Origin of the sequence: Mucilaginibacter dorajii (genome assembly GCF_024808255.1) — a bacterium.
Lineage (GTDB): Bacteria > Bacteroidota > Bacteroidia > Sphingobacteriales > Sphingobacteriaceae > Mucilaginibacter > Mucilaginibacter dorajii.
On the sequence record NZ_JANTYS010000026.1, the window covers coordinates 58,145 to 78,374 of the forward strand.

General features: G+C 44.6%; 13 protein-coding genes. 3 read left to right on the forward strand and 10 right to left on the reverse strand.

The window, feature by feature from the left end; genetic code table 11:
- Positions 1–189: 189 nt before the first annotated feature.
- From FHS10_RS24880 to FHS10_RS24915, 8 genes are all read right to left on the reverse strand, one after another.
- A complete protein-coding gene (locus FHS10_RS24880) occupies positions 190–2,328 on the reverse strand; it encodes a glycoside hydrolase family 97 protein (RefSeq protein WP_259096366.1) in 2,139 nt (712 codons plus the stop codon).
- 129 nt (positions 2,329–2,457) lie between these two features.
- Positions 2,458–4,278 (reverse strand): RagB/SusD family nutrient uptake outer membrane protein, encoded by a 1,821-nt coding sequence (locus tag FHS10_RS24885; protein ID WP_259096368.1) that lies wholly within the window; start codon positions 4,276–4,278, stop codon positions 2,458–2,460.
- A gap of 23 nt (positions 4,279–4,301) precedes the next feature.
- A complete protein-coding gene (locus FHS10_RS24890; RefSeq protein ID WP_259096370.1) occupies positions 4,302–7,442 on the reverse strand; it encodes a SusC/RagA family TonB-linked outer membrane protein in 3,141 nt (1,046 codons plus the stop codon).
- A 576-nt stretch (positions 7,443–8,018) separates the two neighbouring features.
- Positions 8,019–9,620: a SusR family glycan utilization regulator gene (susR, locus tag FHS10_RS24895; protein ID WP_259096372.1), complete on the reverse strand. Its 1,602-nt coding sequence runs from the start codon at positions 9,618–9,620 to the stop codon at positions 8,019–8,021.
- 302 nt (positions 9,621–9,922) lie between these two features.
- A complete protein-coding gene (locus FHS10_RS24900) occupies positions 9,923–10,711 on the reverse strand; it encodes an SDR family oxidoreductase (RefSeq protein ID WP_259096374.1) in 789 nt (262 codons plus the stop codon).
- Between the two features lie 34 nt (positions 10,712–10,745).
- Positions 10,746–12,023: an L-fucose:H+ symporter permease gene (fucP, locus tag FHS10_RS24905; protein ID WP_259096377.1), complete on the reverse strand. Its 1,278-nt coding sequence runs from the start codon at positions 12,021–12,023 to the stop codon at positions 10,746–10,748.
- Between the two features lie 42 nt (positions 12,024–12,065).
- Entirely contained in the window at positions 12,066–12,923 is an 858-nt protein-coding gene (locus FHS10_RS24910) for a fumarylacetoacetate hydrolase family protein (RefSeq protein ID WP_259096379.1), read from the reverse strand.
- Positions 12,923–14,095: a glycoside hydrolase family 172 protein gene (locus FHS10_RS24915; protein ID WP_259096381.1), complete on the reverse strand. Its 1,173-nt coding sequence runs from the start codon at positions 14,093–14,095 to the stop codon at positions 12,923–12,925. The genes FHS10_RS24910 and FHS10_RS24915 overlap by 1 nt, the downstream gene beginning before the upstream one ends.
- 387 nt (positions 14,096–14,482) lie before the next feature.
- On the opposite strand from FHS10_RS24915, the gene FHS10_RS24920 reads away from it, so the two are divergent.
- From FHS10_RS24920 to FHS10_RS24930, 3 genes are all read left to right on the forward strand, one after another.
- Complete coding sequence (locus FHS10_RS24920) at positions 14,483–15,070, forward strand: Crp/Fnr family transcriptional regulator (RefSeq protein WP_259096383.1); 588 nt, start codon at positions 14,483–14,485, stop codon at positions 15,068–15,070.
- Positions 15,071–15,248: 178 nt separating this feature from the next.
- Positions 15,249–15,965: a pirin family protein gene (locus tag FHS10_RS24925; RefSeq protein ID WP_259096386.1), complete on the forward strand. Its 717-nt coding sequence runs from the start codon at positions 15,249–15,251 to the stop codon at positions 15,963–15,965.
- A 301-nt stretch (positions 15,966–16,266) separates the two neighbouring features.
- On the forward strand, positions 16,267–16,611 hold the full coding sequence (locus FHS10_RS24930; protein ID WP_259096388.1) for a response regulator: 345 nt from the start codon (positions 16,267–16,269) through the stop codon (positions 16,609–16,611).
- Between the two features lie 887 nt (positions 16,612–17,498).
- Here the strand turns inward: FHS10_RS24930 and FHS10_RS24935 are convergent.
- Positions 17,499–18,974 (reverse strand): class I SAM-dependent DNA methyltransferase, encoded by a 1,476-nt coding sequence (locus FHS10_RS24935; RefSeq protein ID WP_259096390.1) that lies wholly within the window; start codon positions 18,972–18,974, stop codon positions 17,499–17,501.
- On the reverse strand, positions 18,974–20,230 hold the full coding sequence (locus FHS10_RS24940) for a putative phage abortive infection protein (protein ID WP_259096391.1): 1,257 nt from the start codon (positions 20,228–20,230) through the stop codon (positions 18,974–18,976). Before FHS10_RS24940 ends, FHS10_RS24935 begins: the two co-directional genes overlap by 1 nt.

The window sequence follows — 20,230 nt, forward strand, 5'->3', positions numbered from 1 at the left end:
ATTTTTATATTTGTCATGGGTAGGTACGAAGCAATCCCCGATAAGCAGGTGCGCCTGCAAATTCGCCCTGTATAGTTGGGGATTGCTTCGCCGTACCTCCTCGCAATGACGATTTTTAATATTGATAATCAACAATTTAAGAAGCACATCATTATAGGGTGCGAAGGAATAAACGATTTCTGCATTCTTCTACTTATACATTTTCAACCCTTTAACATCGGCACCAGCAGGTTTTATGCTGATGGCCGCGCCTCCACCCTTTGCCAGTTTAATGTTGAGTTTGGTTTTATCGCTAACCAGGTAACTATGAATCTGGTATGCTTCAGGGTTAACTTTCCAGTCGGCATTATCGGCATCGGCATAAATAGTTACGATGTACTTTTTACCTTTATCTAAAAAACTTAACGGAATAACGGCATTCCGGCTATTCTCGTTGGTAATGGCACCTATAAACCAATTATCTGTTCCTTTGGCTTTGCGGGCGGTAGTTATATAATCACCTGGCTCTGCTTCAATAATATGGGTGTCATCCCAATCAACAGCAACATCTTTAATAAACTGGAAAGCATCCATATGCGGCTCGTAGTTCTCAGTTAAATCGGCAGCCATTTGCAGCGGACTATACATGGTTACATACAATGCCAACTGTTTGGCAAGTGTAGTATGTACCTGCCGGCCGGGCACATCGCTATAACCTTTTATTTTGAAAATACCTGGGGTGTAATCCATCGGGCCGCCCATCAGGCGGGTAAAAGGCATAATGGTTTCATGCTCAGGAGCGTTGCCGGTACTAAAGGCATTGTATTCATTACCGCGGCCTGCCTCGCTGGCCATCCAGTTTGGATAAGTGCGCGATAATCCTGTTGGCCTTACCGGTTCGTGGGCATCAAGCATTACCCGGTGATCTGCCGCTTTTTGGGCTACACGTACATAATGATCAATCATCCACTGGCCGTCATGGTGTTCGCCACGGGGGATAATTTTGCCTACGTAGCCGGTTTTAACTGCCGGGTAACCATATTTATTCATGAATTTAAACGCAGTATCCATCTGCCGTTCATAACTTGTTGCCGAACCGGATGTTTCATTATGCATAATCATCTTTACGCCTTTTGAAGCGGCGTAGTCGCTCAGCTCTTTCACATCAAAATCGGGGTAAGGTTTGGCAAAGTCAAATACGTCTTCCTTCCAGTTGCCAAACCAATCCTCCCAGCCCACGTTCCAGCCTTCAACCAATACACCGCCTATACCGTTTTTGGTGGCAAAATCAATGTAATGTTTTACGTTGGCTGTAGTTGCCCCGTGCTTGCCGCTGGGTTTAAGGTTACCATTGGCATCAACATCGGTCATGCTGTTGGCATAGCTCCAGGTACTTTTGCCTATCTGCATTTCCCACCATACGCCCACAAATTTCATGGGGTGAATGTAGGATGGATCGGCAATTTTAGAAGGTTCGTTTAAGTTCAGGATCATTTTGGAGGATAGAATATCTGCCGCCTTATCGCTCACAATAATGGTACGCCATGGCGTTTTACCGGGTGCAACCATGTAGGCTTTATTACCCAAAGCATCGGGCACCAGGTTGGCCGATAACAGGTAGCTTGCCCTATCCACATGTAGCTGCATCGATGTATAATTTACCAGGGCTGCCTCGTGAATGTTGATGTACAAGCCATCAGCGGTTTTCATCATCAGCGGGGTTTGTACGGCGTATTGATCGGGTACCACCCGTACCGCTATATCTGTTGCGGCTTTATAGGGTACCCAGGCATCTACTTGGCTTAGTTTTGAGGTGATGTAGCTGTACTCGTTGCTATCGTAATCTCCCGGTATCCAAAAGGTTTTATGATCACCAGTGAGGCTAAACTGGCTTAGTTCATCGCTCACAATAAAATACCGGAGATTGGGCTGCTGCGGAAACACATACCTAAAACCAACCCCATCCTCAAACACCCTGAAAACAATATCCATCAGCCTACCCGGCGCATCCGCTTGTTTCAGATGTACGGTAAGTTGCTGGTAATGATTGCGTATCACACTTACCTCGCCCCAAACAGGTTTCCAAAGTTCGTCTACATCAGTGGTTTCGGTACTGATGAGCTGTAAATGCTGATCAAAACCTGTATCATTCAATAATTTAATGCCCAGCCGCGATGGTTTTATTACTGATTTTTGGTTGTAACTTACCGAGTATTCGGGACGACCATCGGCATCAATGGTAAAATCGAGCTTAACTTTGTTGAGTTGGGCGCCGGTTGTTTTTTTATCCTGAGCAAAAGCGTTAACAGATATGGAGAAACTGAGCAGGTATATATATACTTTTTTCATGTATGGTTTATTATTGCTAAAACATCGGGCTATAAATCAACAGATTTACAGGTAGATTGATGATTTACATGGATATAGATAAAAAAGTGTAAAGCTTTCTCAAGGCTTTACACTCATAATCAACTATTATCAATACCCCGGATTTTGTTTTATTTTACTGTTGGAATTGATCTCATTTATAGGGATAGGCCAGGTGTAAGATTTGCTGTCGTCCCACTGAAAATCACCCGAAACATTGATAGCTGTTTTGTAGTAAGCAGCTTCTTGTTTACCAATTCTCCAGCGGCAAACATCAAACCACCAGCTGCCTTCGTTAAACAATTCGGCCCAGCGCTCATAGTATAATGGGTTGTTCCCTAATACCGCGTCACTTGCCGATGTTTTATCACTTAATGATTTATAATCGACGGTAATAGATGGTGTATTAAAAGGCAAGCCATAGGCCCTGCGTTTCACCTTATTCAGGTACTCCAGCGCGGTAGCATTATCACCGGCTCCTTTTGAAGCTTCGGCATACAGCAGGTAAACATCTGCCATGCGCAGCAGGTAATAATTCCATGCATCGGCAATGGAATTGGTTGGCGCATTGCCCTGTCCTGTGTTTTCGTTGTACAGGGTTGGCGCGTATTTACGTACACTCCAGGCGTAAACAGCGGTATTATTGGCCAATCCATTTGGCTTAGCCGATGGTGCGTAGTTTACCCCATCAAACCTTACAGAATCTACCCAGGGCTGTAAACCATTCACAAACAAACGCGGGTCGGCGGTTTGCGCTGTACGTACCACCAACGATGCCGTTTTATAAGCCGGGTCCATGATCTTTTCGGGATTTTTATAGCTTGGGTTGCTGCCTGTATATTTAGGATTAGCTACGAGGTTATAAGCTGTACCCAAGGGAAAGCCAAAACGGGTCACGTTACCATCGTGCAGAAACTCATTACCATAGCCTAATGCAAAGGAGTCTTCAACCTTGCCGCTACCTCCTAATGACCATGGTGCCCAGATCAACCCATTAAGCGCGGTAGCATTGGCTGCACCGCTGTAAATACCATAGCCCCCCTTTGAGTCGTTATCAACATTCAATTCAAATAATGATTCCTCATTAAACTCATTAGCGGTATTGCCGTTAAAGGCATCTTTGTATTTAGCAAACGGCATCAGGGTTTTACCACTATTCTGAATCACATCCAGCAAAACAGTTTTAGCATTGGCCCAATCCTGGGTATAAACATAGGCTTTGCCCAATAAACCTTTGGCGCTCCATTCGGTAACACGACCGCGGTCATCGCCGGTCCAAACTTTGCCTTTAAGTAACTCGGCAGATTTTTTCAAATCAGCCTCAATAAAAGTCCATACTTCTTTAACCGTTGCACGGGCTTTTTGCGTGCTGTTCAAGTCGGTAGGCAGGCCATCATAAATAGGTACGCCCATTTTATCGCCACCGCCCGATGCGCTGATGTAGCTTTCACCGAACAGGGTTTCCAGCTGCATATAGTAAAAACCACGTAAAAAATAGGCTTGCCCCAATATGGCATTCACATCTGGTGCATCAGCAGCTTTGGCATATTTAGCATTGAAAAGCGCGGCGGCAGCTATGGTGGCGTTACAGTTTTTTACGCCGGTGTACATGGTTTGCCAGGCTTCTAAAGCGTACTGATTAGTAACGGCCAGGTTAGTGTTGGCCATTTCGTTCCATGAGCCGTCGCCGTTATACAACGAGTTTACTGTGTGCATACTGTTTGATAAGGCTTTGGGCAAAAAATGAAAACCCAGGTAACCCTGATCTCGCAGGTTTGAATAACCTGCTGCCAGTACGCTGTTTAAATCGGCCGTGCTTTGCGGGTATCCGCCCGTTGAATACTGATCTGTTGGTGCTACCAACAAAGGATCTTTTTTGCAACCGGAAACTAAGGCCATTGCCAGTATTGCTATATATATCTTTTTATACATCTTGGTAATTTTTATAGTTAACATTAAAAAGTAAGATCCACACCTGCCGAATAAATACGTACCTGCGGATACTGCGAAACCTGGTCGAGCCCACGGGTGGTAACCCCATAACCGCTTGGCGATTGTGCAAAACCCAGTTCGGGATCTAAACCGCTGTACTTAGTAATGGTGAACACGTTGTTGGCCATTATGAAAATCCTTGCTCCTTTAATTTTAGCATGCGAAAGCAGCTGTGTTGGAAAAGAATAACCTATTTGCAGGTTTTTAAGCTTCAGGTAATTACCGCTTTCAACAAAATAGCTGTTTACCGATGAATAATTTTTATTAGGATCGGGGGTAAAACCATTGGCATCAACTATGCCTAAGCGGGGTTGCGATGTAACCTGGTTGCTACCCAAAAACGACGCGCCAAAAACCTGGCTGGTGGTGTTGCCGTCAGAAAAAGGGAACTGGGTATAAGCTTTTACACCATTGTAAAGCTGTACACCTGCAACGCCATTAAACAGTAAAGCGGCATCAAAGCCCTTATACCCTACACGGATATTGATACCATAAACCAGTTTAGGGTTGGGGTTACCCAATACCTGCCTGTCGGCATCGGTAATTTTACCGTCGCCATTTAAGTCCTGGTAGTGCAAATCGCCGGCATGGGCTACGTGGCCATCAACTGTTTGGCCTGCGGCTTCGGCATCGGTTTTAAAAATACCCAGCGCTTTGTAGCCATAAAATGAACCAAATGGTAAACCTGCCTTGGTAATGGTAATGGTTTGGCTTGGAGTTGCGCTAAAAGCCGCATCGCCATAGCTGTAGTAGTTATACCCATCCTGGATACTGCTGGTAGCAACACCATCCAATTTGGTTACCTTGTTTCTATTGAAGCCGGCAGTAGCGCTGATATCATAGGTAAAAGCACCCGACTGATTTTTAAACCCTAATTGTAAATCAACACCGCGGTTATTAACCGAACCAATATTAGCCAGGAAAGGCGTAGTAATGCCCGTGCTTAATGGCAGGTTTATACCATACAGCATGTTACTGGTATTTTTGTTATAATACTCGGCCGTAAAATAAATTTTGCCGTTCAATGCCTCTCCATCTAAGCCAATATTGGTTTCGGTAACGGTTTCCCAATGCAAGGCCGGGTTGGGTATAGCGTTAATAGAATTGGCAATAATAAGCGGACCACCCGGCGCAAAGTTTTGCGCGCCCGACGCGATACCGTTGGTAGCGTTAAACTGGCTGTAGGTTGATAAAAAGCGGTACTGACCTATATTGCTGTTACCCAACTGACCCCAGCTGCCCCTTAATTTTAAGGCATTAATAACCGGGACATTATTCTTCCAGAACCCTTCTTCGCTCACATTCCAGCCGGCAGATGCAGCGGGGAATGTTCCCTTTTGTTTATTAGGACCAAAAGTGGTAAAGTTGGCATCCTGCCTGATAGAGCCCGATAGATAATATTTACCGGCATAGTTATAATTCACCCGGCCAAATTCAGATTTGATTAAACCGTTTGGATCATAGTGCCCGCTTAATGAAAGATTTGATGCCGATGACTGCACAAAAGAGTATCCCGGCAAGCCTACAGAACTTTCGATACCTACAATGTTGTTGAATTTGTTGATGATCTGCTCAAAACCGGCAACCGCGTTCACATGATGTTTGCCAAAGTTTTCGTCAAAAGTTAACACATAGTTGTTAAGCAGTTGCGTGCTTTGTAATGATGATTTGGTGAGTGAGTTGGTACCTATACCTACCTTACCAATTGAAAACTTATCCTGGAAATAGTCATTGGTTTCCAGGTAGTAGTTATAGCCTAAATTGGTACGGAAGTTTAAATGAAATGGCAACTGTACCTCGGCGTAAAAATTGGTTTGCAGGTTGTTTTTAAAGTTTTGCGCATCGGCAAAGTGAGCGGTACCCACCGGGTTTGGTCCGCCAAACTGCGATACCTGGTCGTAGCCCTGTGGTACTATGCCGTAATTGCCCCTTTTGTCCATAATAGGGATAATAGGCAGCGTGCGGAACGGCGCGTTATGCAGCTGCGCTTCTGAACCTACCGGCGGTTCGGTTTTGCGTTGCGATAAAGCAATCTGCTCGCCTACTTTGATAAATTTACCCAGCTTGTAATCGGTGTTAACACGCGCACCGCCAATGTTTGAGTAGTTTTTGATATAGATGCCTTTTTGATCGTTATAAAAACCCGATACCAGGTAATTTACTACCGGCGACTGCCCCGAGATAGATACGTTATAGTTTTGCTCATAAGCATTACCATACAAAGCACTCACCCAATCAGTATTGGCCAGTGTATCGATGCCTGCTTTTGGTGAGCCATCGGCGTTTTTAAAATAAGTTGGGTGGATGTAGTTCTCCAGCTTAATAAAGTCATTTTTATCCAGCAGGTGAATCAGCTTGGGTTTGGTGATACCGTAACGCGCGCTCAGGTTAATAGTTGGCTGGGCGGTGCTGCCACGCTTGGTAGTAATCAAAATTACACCACCCGCAGCGGCCGAACCATAAATTGCAGCAGCGGCGGCATCTTTCAACACATCAACCGATGCGATGTCCTGCACGTTGATGTTGTTACCATCAGGCACACGCACACCATCCACTATATACAACGGATTGGGTTGGCTCAGTGAAGCTACACCACGAATAATAATGATAGGCGTGGCATCCGGCGCGCCGGAGTTTTTAACAATATCCACACCTGCTACCCGGCCTTGTAATGCTTCGGTAGGATTGGTGATGGGTTGGTTTTTAAACTGGTCGCCTTTTACCGATGCTACCGAACCGGTAATATCGCGGCGGCGCTGTGTGCCGTAGCCTACAACCACAACTTCGTTAAGCTGCCTTTGATCGTCTTGCAGGGTTACGTTGATTACCCGCTGGCTGCCAACAGTAACTTCATGGCGGGTAAAACCCACCATACTGAATACCAGCACCGCCGAACTATTGTCGACCGTTACCGAGTACGTGCCATTGGCTGTGGAGTTGGTACCCTTTGTTGTTCCTTTAATGGCGATAGATACACCAGGGAGTGGTGCGCCCTTATCGTCGGTTACTTTGCCCGTAACTGATACCTGGGCAAAGGATGCCATGGATATCAGCAAAAACAAAGGACAAAAAAGTAATTTCTGTAGTAATTGTTTTCTATACATAATGGTTTGATTTGGTTTATTTCATGATTGGTTGGTTGATATGCTGTGCTTGCCGGTTGCAATGTTTTTACCGGCAAATATTTTAGCCTGATAGCAGGCGGGTTAAACCTGCTGATGAACCTGCTGCTCCTGTTTGCCGCAATAACCCGCGTGCAAAAAAGCGCACCAATACCCCACGGGATGAGTGACTTAAATTCATAGACAATAAAAAATTTTAACTGGTAACTGGTTTATAAACTGGCGGCAGCTAACGGTATCAATTGCAGCACAATTACAATATCAAAGAGAGGGGATTAATGCAGGCACATCAAATTACACAGTAAAAATATAAATAAATTGAAAAGCATAACCTACCTATATAATTGATATACAACTAATTAATAAAATTAAAAGTGAATGGAAATATAAACGGTATATAACAGCAAAAAAGGAATATGGAGCGCCTGTAACCCATTTGCGCAGTTCGCGATTACTTCGTTCCTACCAATAACGTTTTGTAAAACGTCATATCCCCTTCACAGTTCACGGGTTTTACAAATCAGTATTGGCAACGGGATATGGCAGATAAGTCCTCCGCTACATCGCCTTTATCGCCATGATCTTATGCTCAAACTCGTCATTGCTGATGTTTGATTTGCCTTTGATGCGGGCTTTGTAGTTGTAGATGGTATTTACAGAGTACTCCAGGATATGGGCTATTTTTTCGGTATCGCTGATGCCTAAGCGCACCAGGGCAAAAATGCGGAGATCTGTATTGAGTAACTGGTTGGGTAAAAGTTTAACCCGGTTTTCCTCGCAGAACAGGGCATTATAATCATGCACAAAATTGGGGAAGATTTTGAGAAATGCTTTATCAAAGTTGATGAATAGCTCCTCACGCTCCTTGGTAAGGTTGATATTGTTTACCAGCAAACGGATATCATCATATTTTTTTGTGGTGAGCTTGTTATCAACCGATCGTTTAAACTTATCCAGCTTGTTAATATACTCCGCAATAAGGTTAAAGTAGTAGCCTATGTATTCCTCTTTGATCTTATCAGCCTCGTTCAGTTTATTGATACTCACCTGCAGGTTATGGTTTGATTCCAGGATCACCTTATCGGCAATCCTGATTTTGCGTAGTTGTTTGTAAATGATCACCGCGAATACAACCACGATAATAGCCAACACCGTTAATAGCGAAGCATACAGGAACAATACCTGGCGCTGCTGCTCTACATAACTGATCCGCTCGCCGGCAATTACCGGTAATATGGCCCCCACCTGGATCTTGCGTTGCCGGGCACCATAATAAACGGCGTCGTCCATAGCCTGCTTGATGAAAGCATACGCGTTTTTAACATCACCATGCTGATGCAGCAGCTGGGCCAGGTTGGTCATGGCCGCGGCTTCTTTTGTTGACGACCGGGCATCGGCCATTGCGGCCATTATCAGCAAATCTATGGCCTTTTCGGGCTGGTTTATCCTGATGTAAATATCACTTAGGGTTGAAGTGGTAACCGCATATTCATGATCGGTAAGCTTATACTTATCTATCAGCAACCTTAAATTGGCAATGGCTTTATCAATATTACCGGCTTTTAGTGCTTTTAAACCCGTGTAATAGAGATATTCAAACGAGTTGGTTTTACATAGGCTGGTGGCCGAATCGATATATTTTTCGGCCCGGCTGTTATATATTGGCGTGTAATAATTATCCTTGTCAAAATCGGCCAGGTCATAATAAGTACGGGCGCTCAAAAAGTAATATTCCTTTCGCCCATCATTATTAAGCAACTTTACATCCACTGTTTTTAATGAGTCGAAAGTTTCTTTAAACATCCCCGACGATAGTAAAATGAAACCCAGTTTAACCCGGCTGTAAGCTATCTTTTGGGGATCATTTAACAGGTGCCCAACCTGCTGTAGTCTTTGGGCATAGTTAAAAGCCTCATCATAATTAAACGACTTATATTCATTATATAGGCTGAGATAGGTATTGTACCTGAGGTTAAGATCAGGGTTCCCGGTATTGGCCAGGGTGGCCTTAAGTTTTTCTATGCGTGCAAGCTTAACGCCATCAAACTCCTTCTTTTTGTCAATCACGCTATTGAGCCTGGTTAAAAGGCTGTCATAACCTTCGGCCCAAACACAATTACAAATCAATAAAAAAGCAAGCGCGAGTAAACTTCGTTTCATATCAAGGCATAGTTAAGCTGCAGAGGCATTAACTTATAAGTATTTAGATAATTGGGTATGCTGTAAACAGGTTATTTGTTTATAGCATAAAATTACAAAAATAAGTGGATATGAAGCGGCGTAGTTTCATTTAGGGGATGGTTGTAAGTACCACTCAAAGAAATATCGTAAAAACATTTTGTCATCCCTGACTATCGCGAAGGATGACAAAATTATTAGCCTTTTTACTCCAGATTTCATTACTTTTCAGGTCATCGCAAAACCCATCGGCACATCTGAAATCTAAAATCTGCACATCTTCCCTACGCCCTCGCCAGCGCCCTGTCTAAATGCACATATCCGCCATCCACATGAATCAGTTGCCCGGTGGTATGGCTTGACATTGGCGACAGCAGGAAAGCGGTTGTATTGGCCAGTTCTTCGGCCGTAGTCATGCGGTTACCCAGCGGTATCTTTGATTCTATTTCCTGTAGCCTGGCTTCAGGATCGGGCAGGGTTTTAATCCAGTTTTCGTAAAGCGGGGTCCAGCATTCGGCCACTACAATGGCGTTTACGCGGATGCCATATTTTAATAATTCCACAGCCCACTCGCGGGTTAAGGCATTACGCCCGCCGTTTGATGCCGCATAGCCAGAGGTGTGCCCCTGGCCGGTATCGGCTGTTTTGGAGGTGATATTAAGGATAGCGCCTTTTGATTTTTTCAATTCGGGCAGGGCATAATGGGCCATCATGTAGTAATGAACCACATTTTTATGTAATGACGATATAAAACCTTCGTAAGTACCATCTTCCAAACCTACGCCATCGTTTACCCCTGCATTGTTTACCAGCCCATCAATACGGCCATATTGCGCAACTACCGCGTTAACAGCTGTTTCGCTTGCTTTGGGATCGGTCAGTTCGGCAACCACCTGGAATGCTTTACCGCCTGTAGCTTCAATTTCATGAACTACTTTAAGGTTATCTTCGGCACTGCGACCAACTATGACCGGTATAGCACCTTCGGCAGCCAGCACTTTAACAATTCCTTCGCCGATGCCTTTTGCGCCGCCTGTTACTATAATTACCTTATCTGTAAGCTGTAAATTCATGGGTATATGTATACGTTATAAAAATATCAAATTATTAGTGCGAAACACTGAGTTTCACCTCTTTTACCTTTAAATTCCTGATGGCAAAATAAAACACGAACAGGAAACACAAAGCCGGTACCAGGTAAGCTACCTGTATGTTGGTCATATCCGAAAGCTTACCCATGATTGGCGGAAACACTGCGCCACCTACAATAGCCATAATCACCAGCGAAGAGCCTTCTTTTGTTTTGGCTCCCAAACCACGGATACTTAACGAAAATATGGTTGGGAACATTATCGACATAAAAAACTCAACTGCTATTAGCGCGAATACCGGGAATTTACCATGCAAAAACACCGATAGTACAATAAGCGCCACATTGGTAATGCCATAAATGGCCAAAAGTTTTACCGGGTTGATAAAAGTCATTAGGAATGTACCTACTGCCCTGCCCACCAAAAAGGCGATCAGTGCTGCTGTTAAATAATAAGCCGCAGATTTTTCATCGAACAAAGCAACACGCTCGGCAAAACGGATAAAGAAACTGCCAACGCATGCCTGCGCGCCTACGTAAAAGAACTGTGCAACTACGCCAAACCTCAGGTTTTTTTCGCGTAATAAAACACCTGTACGTTCAAAAAATGAAAGACTTTCGTGATGAATAGTACCTTCTCCTTCCTCCACAATTTCGGGCAGGTGGGTTCTCCATAATAATAAGGCTACTATCAAAACTCCCACCGCTATGATCACATAAGGGATTTGCACCGATGATGCCTCTTTATTCAAATAATCGTTTAATTGCGCTGCCGACATGGCGCTTTCCTGATTAACTGTTAAATTTTTTCCTGATAGGATAAATATCCCACCGATTAAGGGTGCCAGTGCTGCCGCCAAACCATTAAAAGTTTGTGCGAAGTTGATCCGTTGTGTAGCACCTGCCGGATCGCCGATAACGCTGATGTAAGGGTTGGCAGCGGTTTCCAAAAAGGCAGCTCCCGAAAATATGATGAATAAAGCCCCAAGGAAGAAAGCGTAATTACGTACAATGGATGCTGGGTAAAACAAAAACGCCCCGAACGAGAACAGGATCAACCCTAAAAGAATACCACCTTTGTAGCCATAACGCTTCATGAACTGTGCCGCCGGAATAGGTAATAAAAAATAGGCAATATAAGATGCCGAATCGATGAGTGATGATTGCAGATCACTCAGCTGGCAGGCTTTTTTCAGGTGCGGGATAAGTATGGGATTAAGGTTTAGCGCGAAACCCCATATAAAGAACAGCGAGGTAATGAGGGCTACAGCAAACAGGTTATTATTTTTTGACATCCGTTGGTTAGTTATAATTGGTTTATTGGGTTGGTTTATCTTTTATTGATGTTTAGGGTTAAAAGCTATCGTGTTCACCATGGTGCCGATGTGGTCTATCGTCATTTCTACCACGTCTCCTACCTGTAAGGTGAACGTTGGGGGCGGTACAAGGCAGGTGCCCGTCATTAAAAAGCATCCGGTAGGGAAACTTAATTCGGCATATAAAAACCCTACCAGTTCGGTAAAAGTGCGTTTTATGCGCGATACCGTGGTGGCATCTTCATAAACCACCTCATTATCCCGCTTAATCACCAGCTTAATAGCCGACGCCGCATCTATCGGCACAGCGCTCACAAACAGGCATGGGCCAAGGGCGGCGCTTTTTTCGTAGATCTTAGCCTGCGGCAGATACAGGGCATTCTCGCCCTCAATACTGCGCGAACTCATATCATTGCCAATGGTGTAGCCCTGAATGTCTCCCCTGGAGTTAATATACAAGGTCAGCTCGGGTTCGGGCACATTCCATGCCGAATCCTTGCGGATGTATACCTCACGGCCATGCCCGCTTACCCGGTGCGCTGTCGACTTAAAGAACAGCTCCGGTCGTTCGGCGTCGTAAACTTTATCATACAGGCTTGCCGCTCCCGATCCTTCCGACTCCTCCATCCTGGCATCCCGGCTTTTTAAATACGTAACACCGGCAGCCCAAACCTCCTGTGAGCCTATTGGAGGCAGTACCGGTCCGCTCATAAATTCAGCATATACCTCGTCGCTTAAGGGTATAGCATCTATCGGGATCTGTTGCAGGTAGCCTGCCAGGTTATCCCGGTTTATCAGTTTATCCCAGTCGTCGTCAATAATATAGGCAGCGTCATGAACTACAAGCAAGCTACCTTTGGCAATTTTATATAGCTTCATCAGTTTACTTCCAGTTCATCGCGTGAGGGTAACTTAGGGAATGGCGTGTGTGGCCCCTGCTGGTACCAAAACACGGTGGAGGCAATATCATCCTGCAAAGGCATGTACCGGCCATCATGCCGCCAGCCAAGGGCCTGTATGGTAACCTTCAGGCTTTTTTCAAAGCGGATAGGGTCGGCAATATGCCAGCGGTACAGGCCAAAGCGCTGGGCCACGTTATAATGTCCATCACCACGAATTACCTGGGCCAGGCCGGTGTAAGGCGTGTTAAACTCGGTGTATTCGGTTTTATCTTCCTCCTTGCCGGCGGCATCCTTGTGGTGGGTATCAAAATCATACGATCCGCAGAAATAATCCTCGGTACCCGTACCGTTTATGGTAGGGAATTTGGTATCGCCATCCATATAAAACTTAATCTCACCCTCGCCCCACCAACCGTTTTTGTTGCTGCCATAGGCCAGGTAAGTACCCACGTACTGGCCCTTGCCCACAATGCTATCAACCAAAACATAATCTTTTTTATACGGCAGCGGATTGCTGCGCCTGAACTGGGCATGGAAGTAGCCTGCATCGTCGGGGATCTCGGTCAATGTATAATCAACCTGGTAGTACAGCACCATATCGGCATCGTCAATGTTTTCCATAGTGATACGGCATTTTTTGCGGAAAGGCATCGGCCAGTAACAGTTAAAGGCGCTGCCCGGGTTAACCGCCACCGCCAGGCTCGACAATGGCGAATATTTGCCCCAGCCCATACAAAAGAAATCGCCCACGGGCACTTCAACCGAGGGGGTGGTTTCATCATCCCAATAAAAACGTAATATGCTGTAGCGCCAGTTACCGGTAGGCGTCATCCAAATGTGTTGTATGGCACCGCTTTCGTTTATTTCGGCAATGGTGTAGGTGGTGTGCTTTTTGATCACAACGCTTGGGCTTACCTTCCAGGTTTGGCCCAAATCGCGCGAGGGACCGCTGCCCGTACCCGTGGTAGCCATACCGCCCTTCCCCTTCTCGCCCGTAAAATTCTCCGGACTTATCGACCTGGTTTTGGCATCGCTCGTCCGGTATAAATTACCCAAACCAACATCCAAACCATTAAACTTTTTTTGGGCATACGAATGGGCATACGTCAGCAAAACAAACACACAGCTCAACAAAATAGGTTTTTTCATGGTCAAAAAATTGAAGCAGGTTTCCTGTTAGTAAATACCGGTAATGCAAAATTGGTAAATGCACACCCGGTTTATTTGCTGTAACGCTTGCTTCACGCCCAATAAGCCCAAAGCTGGTCACAATCATAAAGATAATTTTTTTTATAACATCCCGCTTTATTAGCATAAACTTCAAGGATATTGGCAAGGCAAAGTATAATGCAGACGACTCACCCCGACGAGGCTACGCCCGTCTGCCCCTCTCTCCGACTGCGTCGCATAGAGGGGCTAAAAAAATGTTTTCTCCGCCCTCTTTGCGGCTTGCCGGAGAGAGGGCGGTCCAGCGAAGCGTAGACCGGGTGAGTCGTCTTCGCCCTGCGATCTCCATTGCTTATATATAAAAAAGAAATGCGATTTTTACACATGCCCCACACCCTCATACTAAACAACATTGCCAAACACATCCATTTAACGCCCGATGAGCAGGCCGTTTTTACTGCCATGCTGCAGCCGCGTACCATTAAGCGCAAGCAGTTTTTGTTAACCGATGGCGACATCTGCAAGCATTCGGCCTTTGTAACCCAGGGTTGCCTGCGGGGCTATACCGTAGATAAAAACGCCATTGAACACGTATTGAGCTTTGCCCCTGTCGACTGGTGGATGGCCGATATGTACAGCCTCATTAGCCAAAAGCCCGGCATCCTCAACATCGAGGCGCTGGAAGAAACCCAGGTACTGCTTCTGAGCAAGCACAACCAGGAAACGCTGTATAAGCAGGTGCCAAAGTTTGAGCACTTCTTTCGTGTACTCATCGAAAACTCGCTGGTAGCCAGTCAGCAGCGATTGATTGACGGGCTAAGCCTTACCGCCGAAGATCGCTACAACAACTTCTGCAAGCGCTACCCAACGCTTATCAACACACTGCCCCACAAACAAATAGCATCGTATATTGGGGTAACGCCCGAGTTTTTTAGCAGGATGAGAAGCCGGAAGTAGTGGGCAGTTTTCGGTTGGCAGTGGGCAGTAAAGCGTATTCAACCTGTTTGGCATCTCTTCAGCACGATTAGAGAAATTCGCCGCAATTCGTGAAATTCGTGTTAAATCTTAACCTACATCAACTTCTCCACCCCAAACCTGCCGTACCTTTATATCAACAAACAAAAGGAACAACATCATGGCACAAACCATATTACATAAAGCCGAAACCCGTGGCCACGCAAGTCATGGCTGGCTTAACAGCTACCACTCTTTTAGCTTCGGCAGCTATTACAATCCCGAAAGGATGAACTTTGGCGCTTTGCGCGTTTTGAACGACGACACCGTTGATGCAGGCATGGGCTTTGGCAAACACCCGCATGATAATATGGAGATCATCAGCATCCCCTTAGAGGGTAACCTGGAACATGCCGACAGCATGAACAACGTAGCCGTTATCAAAAATGGCGACATCCAGGCCATGAGCGCCGGCACCGGTATTTACCACAGCGAGTACAACCAGGACGCGCACCAGCGGGTAAAATTCCTGCAAATTTGGCTGTACCCCAACAAACGCAACGTAACACCACGGTACGACCAGATTACCCTTAACCTGACCGACCGCCACAACAAGCTGCAACAAGTACTTTCGCCCAGTGCCGACGATGCCGGCGTAATGATTCACCAGGACGCGTGGTTTAACCTGGGCAAGTTTGATGCCGGCGTAAGCACCGCCTACACCATCCACAAACCCGGCAACGGCGTGTACGTGTTTGTACTAAGCGGCGAAATACAGGTGAACGACCAAACCCTCCAAACCCGCGACGCCCTTGGCATCTGGGACACCGAAGGCTTTACCATCACCGCCACCACCGACGCTGAATTTTTGCTGATGGATGTACCGATGGAGTTTTAATGTGCGGGTGTGCAGATTTCAGATGTGCAGATGAAAAGCTAACAAACCATGTCATTGCGAGTAATAAAATTCGTGGACTTTGAAGGGGGAAATGACGATTAAAAGCGAGGGCGTGTGCGAATCCCCTCTTGAGAGGGGCGGAGGGGTGTGTTATACATGCGATAGAACGCGGGCTAAACACACCCCTGCCATCACTCATTCCGGCGCACCCCCTCTCAAGAGGGGATTTAAAAAATAATCATCCAAAAATACGTCATGGGTAGGCACACCTCGCAATGACATAATTTAGAGTTAATAAGATATGAACAACAACGCAAATCAAAAGTCTCACCCTTCAGGGGAGGATTTAGGTGGGGCTCCCATCCTCGTCATCGGTCGTCATCCCGAAATACTGGCAACAGTAGTACGCCTGATAAACAACAACCCCGATTGGCAAGCCACCGGCTGCCTTACCGACGAGGAAGCCATTCAACACTTTGATACCCAACCCTGCACCCTGGTACTGCTTGGCGGCGGCATCCCGCCCGAAAGCGAGCAACACCTAAGCGCCTATTTCATGAGCCGTAACCCACAAATTAAAATTGTGCAACACTACGGCGGCGGCAGTGGGTTGTTAGCAGCCGAAATTTACGAAGCACTAAAGTAGGTATTGGGTTGATGGGGCATGGCAGATAGCTACTATGCATTACCTTGTTACTGTTCCACCGGAACGCATGGAACACTGTGGAACGCTTTGGAACGCGTTTCCATTAGTAATCAACAAGTTAGGCTTTTTAAAAAAAGGCGAGTCCTGGAACACCTTAACACTTCACTATCAGCTACTTAAAGCTATTTTTGCGTTTTTAAGCCCAAAAACGACCCGAAAACAGGTGCTTTTACCAATGTTTTGGGCTACCGGATTTCCAGGTTTTACAACACTCCCGCAGGGGGAAAAAGGCCGTTGATGGCTAAATTCTATGAAACCCGAGGTGCTGCCAAAGCGCGATTTTCTTTGCCCGGTAGAACAGCGCAGGCGGTTAATTAACAGGCAGGTTTGTGTAAACTTCAGCAATAAACCAATAAAGCAACGAACGAATAAACTAAAGTACTAAAGCAATTTTCTGCTATTTAAAAAAAGCCCCTCAACATCCGTGCTGCTAACCAAAAGCCCGGCTTCAATAGCCGCATCCGCTTGCTCAAGCCCGGTGTGATATTGGCCAATCAATAAGATAAACCGATTTAGCACATCCAGGAAAATCGCCCCCGATTTTCTACCCGAATTGTCAATACCTCCAATCAGTTCCGCTAATCCCCGAACAACCAGGAAACCAACCTACTTACTCCCACCTGCAAAGCTTTTTTACTTTTGAATTTTTACTTTTGAATTAAAAGGGCATTCCCTGCGGGCCGTGCTGTACGTTCATACGCGCACAAGGCATTAGGCGCGGGGCCGGTATCCACTTCCATCACTAACGCGGGGATTGTGGATGCAAAAGCTATATCATTGGGAGGTATGAAGCAATCCCGAACTTTACAAAGTGAGAAAGTTCCGTACTATTGCAATTGCTTTATTATCGATCTAAAATTCTCCAACCCTGCTTCTAAATTTTCCATGATATCCAATGCCAAAACATCAGGGTCGGGCAGGTTGTCTAAATCGGCTAATGATTTATCTTTTAGCCAGGTAATGTCCAAACTTGTTTTATCACGACTAACAATTTCCTCGTAGCTAAACTTTCTCCAACGTCCTTCGGGATTAGTTTCGGGGTGAAATGTTTCGACACGTTTATGGCGCTTGCCCGGCATGTAGCTATCGATAAAATCCTGCAGATCGTCTAATTTGAGTGGGTTCTTTTTTAGGGTGTGGTGTACGTTGGTACGGTAATCATAGTACCAGATCTCTTTAGTCCATGGCTCTTTGGCCGATGGTTTGGCGTCAAAGAAAACTACGTTCGCTTTTACACCGTTGGCATAAAATATACCGGTAGGCAAACGGAGTATAGTATGTAAGTCTGTTGTTTCTAATATCTTTTTGCGCACCAGTTCACCTGCACCTCCTTCAAACAAAACGTTATCGGGCAATACCACGGCGGCCATGCCTGTAGTTTTAAGCATGGTGCGGATGTGCTGCACAAAATTGAGTTGTTTATTGCTGGTAGTTGCGAAGAAATCCTGGCGGTTGTAGGTCAAATCTTCTTTTTCCTGTTCGCCTTCTTCGTTGGTAAATGTCTGGCTGCTTTTTTTGCCAAACGGTGGGTTGGCCAGCACGTAATCGTAGGTAATGCTGCTTTGCGCAATTAAAGCATCAGCCGGCGAAATATTATTATCACTGTCGATGTCTCCAATATTGTGCAAAAACAAGTTCATTAGGGCAAGCCTGCGGGTCCCGGCTACAATCTCATTACCGTAAAAGGTATGGTATTTTAAAAATACGTTTTGTTCGCGGTCAAGCTTATTGTTGTCAACTATGTAATCGTAAGCGGCCAAAAAGAAACCACCTGTGCCACAGGCCGGATCGGCAATGGTCTTGTTTGGTTCGGGGCGGATGCAGGCTACCATAGCCCTGATCAATGCCCTTGGCGTAAAGTATTGCCCGGCACCGCTCTTGGTATCTTCGGCATTTTTTTCCAGCAGACCTTCATAAATATCCCCCTTCACATCTGTCCCCATCATGATCCAGTTTTCACGGTGGATCATATCTATCAGCTTGTACAGCTTAGCCGGGTCCTGGATCTTGTTTTGGCTTTTGGTAAATATCTGGCCAAGCACGCCTTTTTGCTGACCTAATTCACGTAGCAATACCGAGTAATGCAACTCCAATTCGGCCCCACGTTTCTCGGTGAGGCTTTCCCAGTTATATTCTTGCGGGATAGTCAGTTTACGATTATATGGAGGCTTACTATATTCATCTGCCATCTTTAAAAATAACAGGTAGGTAAGTTGTTCCAGGTAATCACCGTAGCTTACACCGTCATCGCGAAGTGTATTACAGAAAGACCAGACTTTAGATATTATTGCGGAAGATGTCATTAGTTAAATAATTTAGCAACTGCTGCTCTTTTTAATGGTTCGGCTTCAAATTCAAAATGAACCAACGGATAATAATTTTTCAATACTATATCTTGGAAAATAAATTGATTAGGAATATTCTTTATAAAACTGAACTTTGTAACCAAATAATTATTCACATCATTTTTTGTTGAATCTTGCTTTAACGAATTAAATTCCCAAGACCTTCCCATAAAAGAAATCGAATTAAAGAAAAACAAGTATTGTTCTACCGTGGAAAGTTGGGCTCTTAGTGTTTTAATATACTCATACTTTTCATCGTATGTAAGCAATGACTGTTTATTAATATACTTAACCGTTTGAAAAATATGTCTATAATAATGTCCTATTACATCTTGATGCCCGGCATAAAATTTCGAAAAATTAGGAGTTGCTAAAATTTTCTTTAAATGGTGATGATAATAATTTAGATTATTGGGGTTAGCAATTTCAATACCATGTCTGAAATTTTCTATTGAATTGACAACTTCAAGTTTATTTACAGTATTAGCAACCTTTTCCCAGTGGAGTAATAAATCTTTATCTAAAGGTTTAGCACTAATATATAATGCAACCTTCCTTATAAACTCGCCTTGATAAACTTCAGAAAAAAGTCGTAATAGGACAGTTATATCATCGTAGTTTACACCAAAGAAAACTAAATCATAAGCTATATCACACTGCGCAAGCTGTACGCCGTCCAATGAGTCATTTGTAAGCATTAAATTCTCTATTGTTGGCAGATAAGATGGAAGATATATTTGTTTATTTTCAGTATCTACAAAGAATGGAGCAATCTCCTTATAACAAATCTGTACTTGCTCGTAAATAAAATTAAAAGCTTGTCTCCCCTTAATTTCTTCACAGGGCTCTTTCAAATTATTAATTTGAATTTCACTAACATTCTCTTTATGAAGCTTAAGCAACTCAAAAAAACGCTCTTCTATTTTTTCCTTTTTTAAATCTTCTTTTTGGTCAATGTAGGTAAAATATACTATTATGAATGCAGATAAGGAAAATAGTGTTCCTGAAACGCCTGCTATGAAATCACCTATAGTTCCATTTCTAACATAATAGTCCTTGTAATAATTTAAAGCAACTTCCATTTCTTCTTTGCTCGAATACTTAGATTGAAGAACTGGTTGATGTAAATAAAACAAAAAAGAAAATAATACACCCAAGATTATGACGGATATTGAAGACGCGATATAAAGGTTATGTTTTGTTATTCTTTTCAT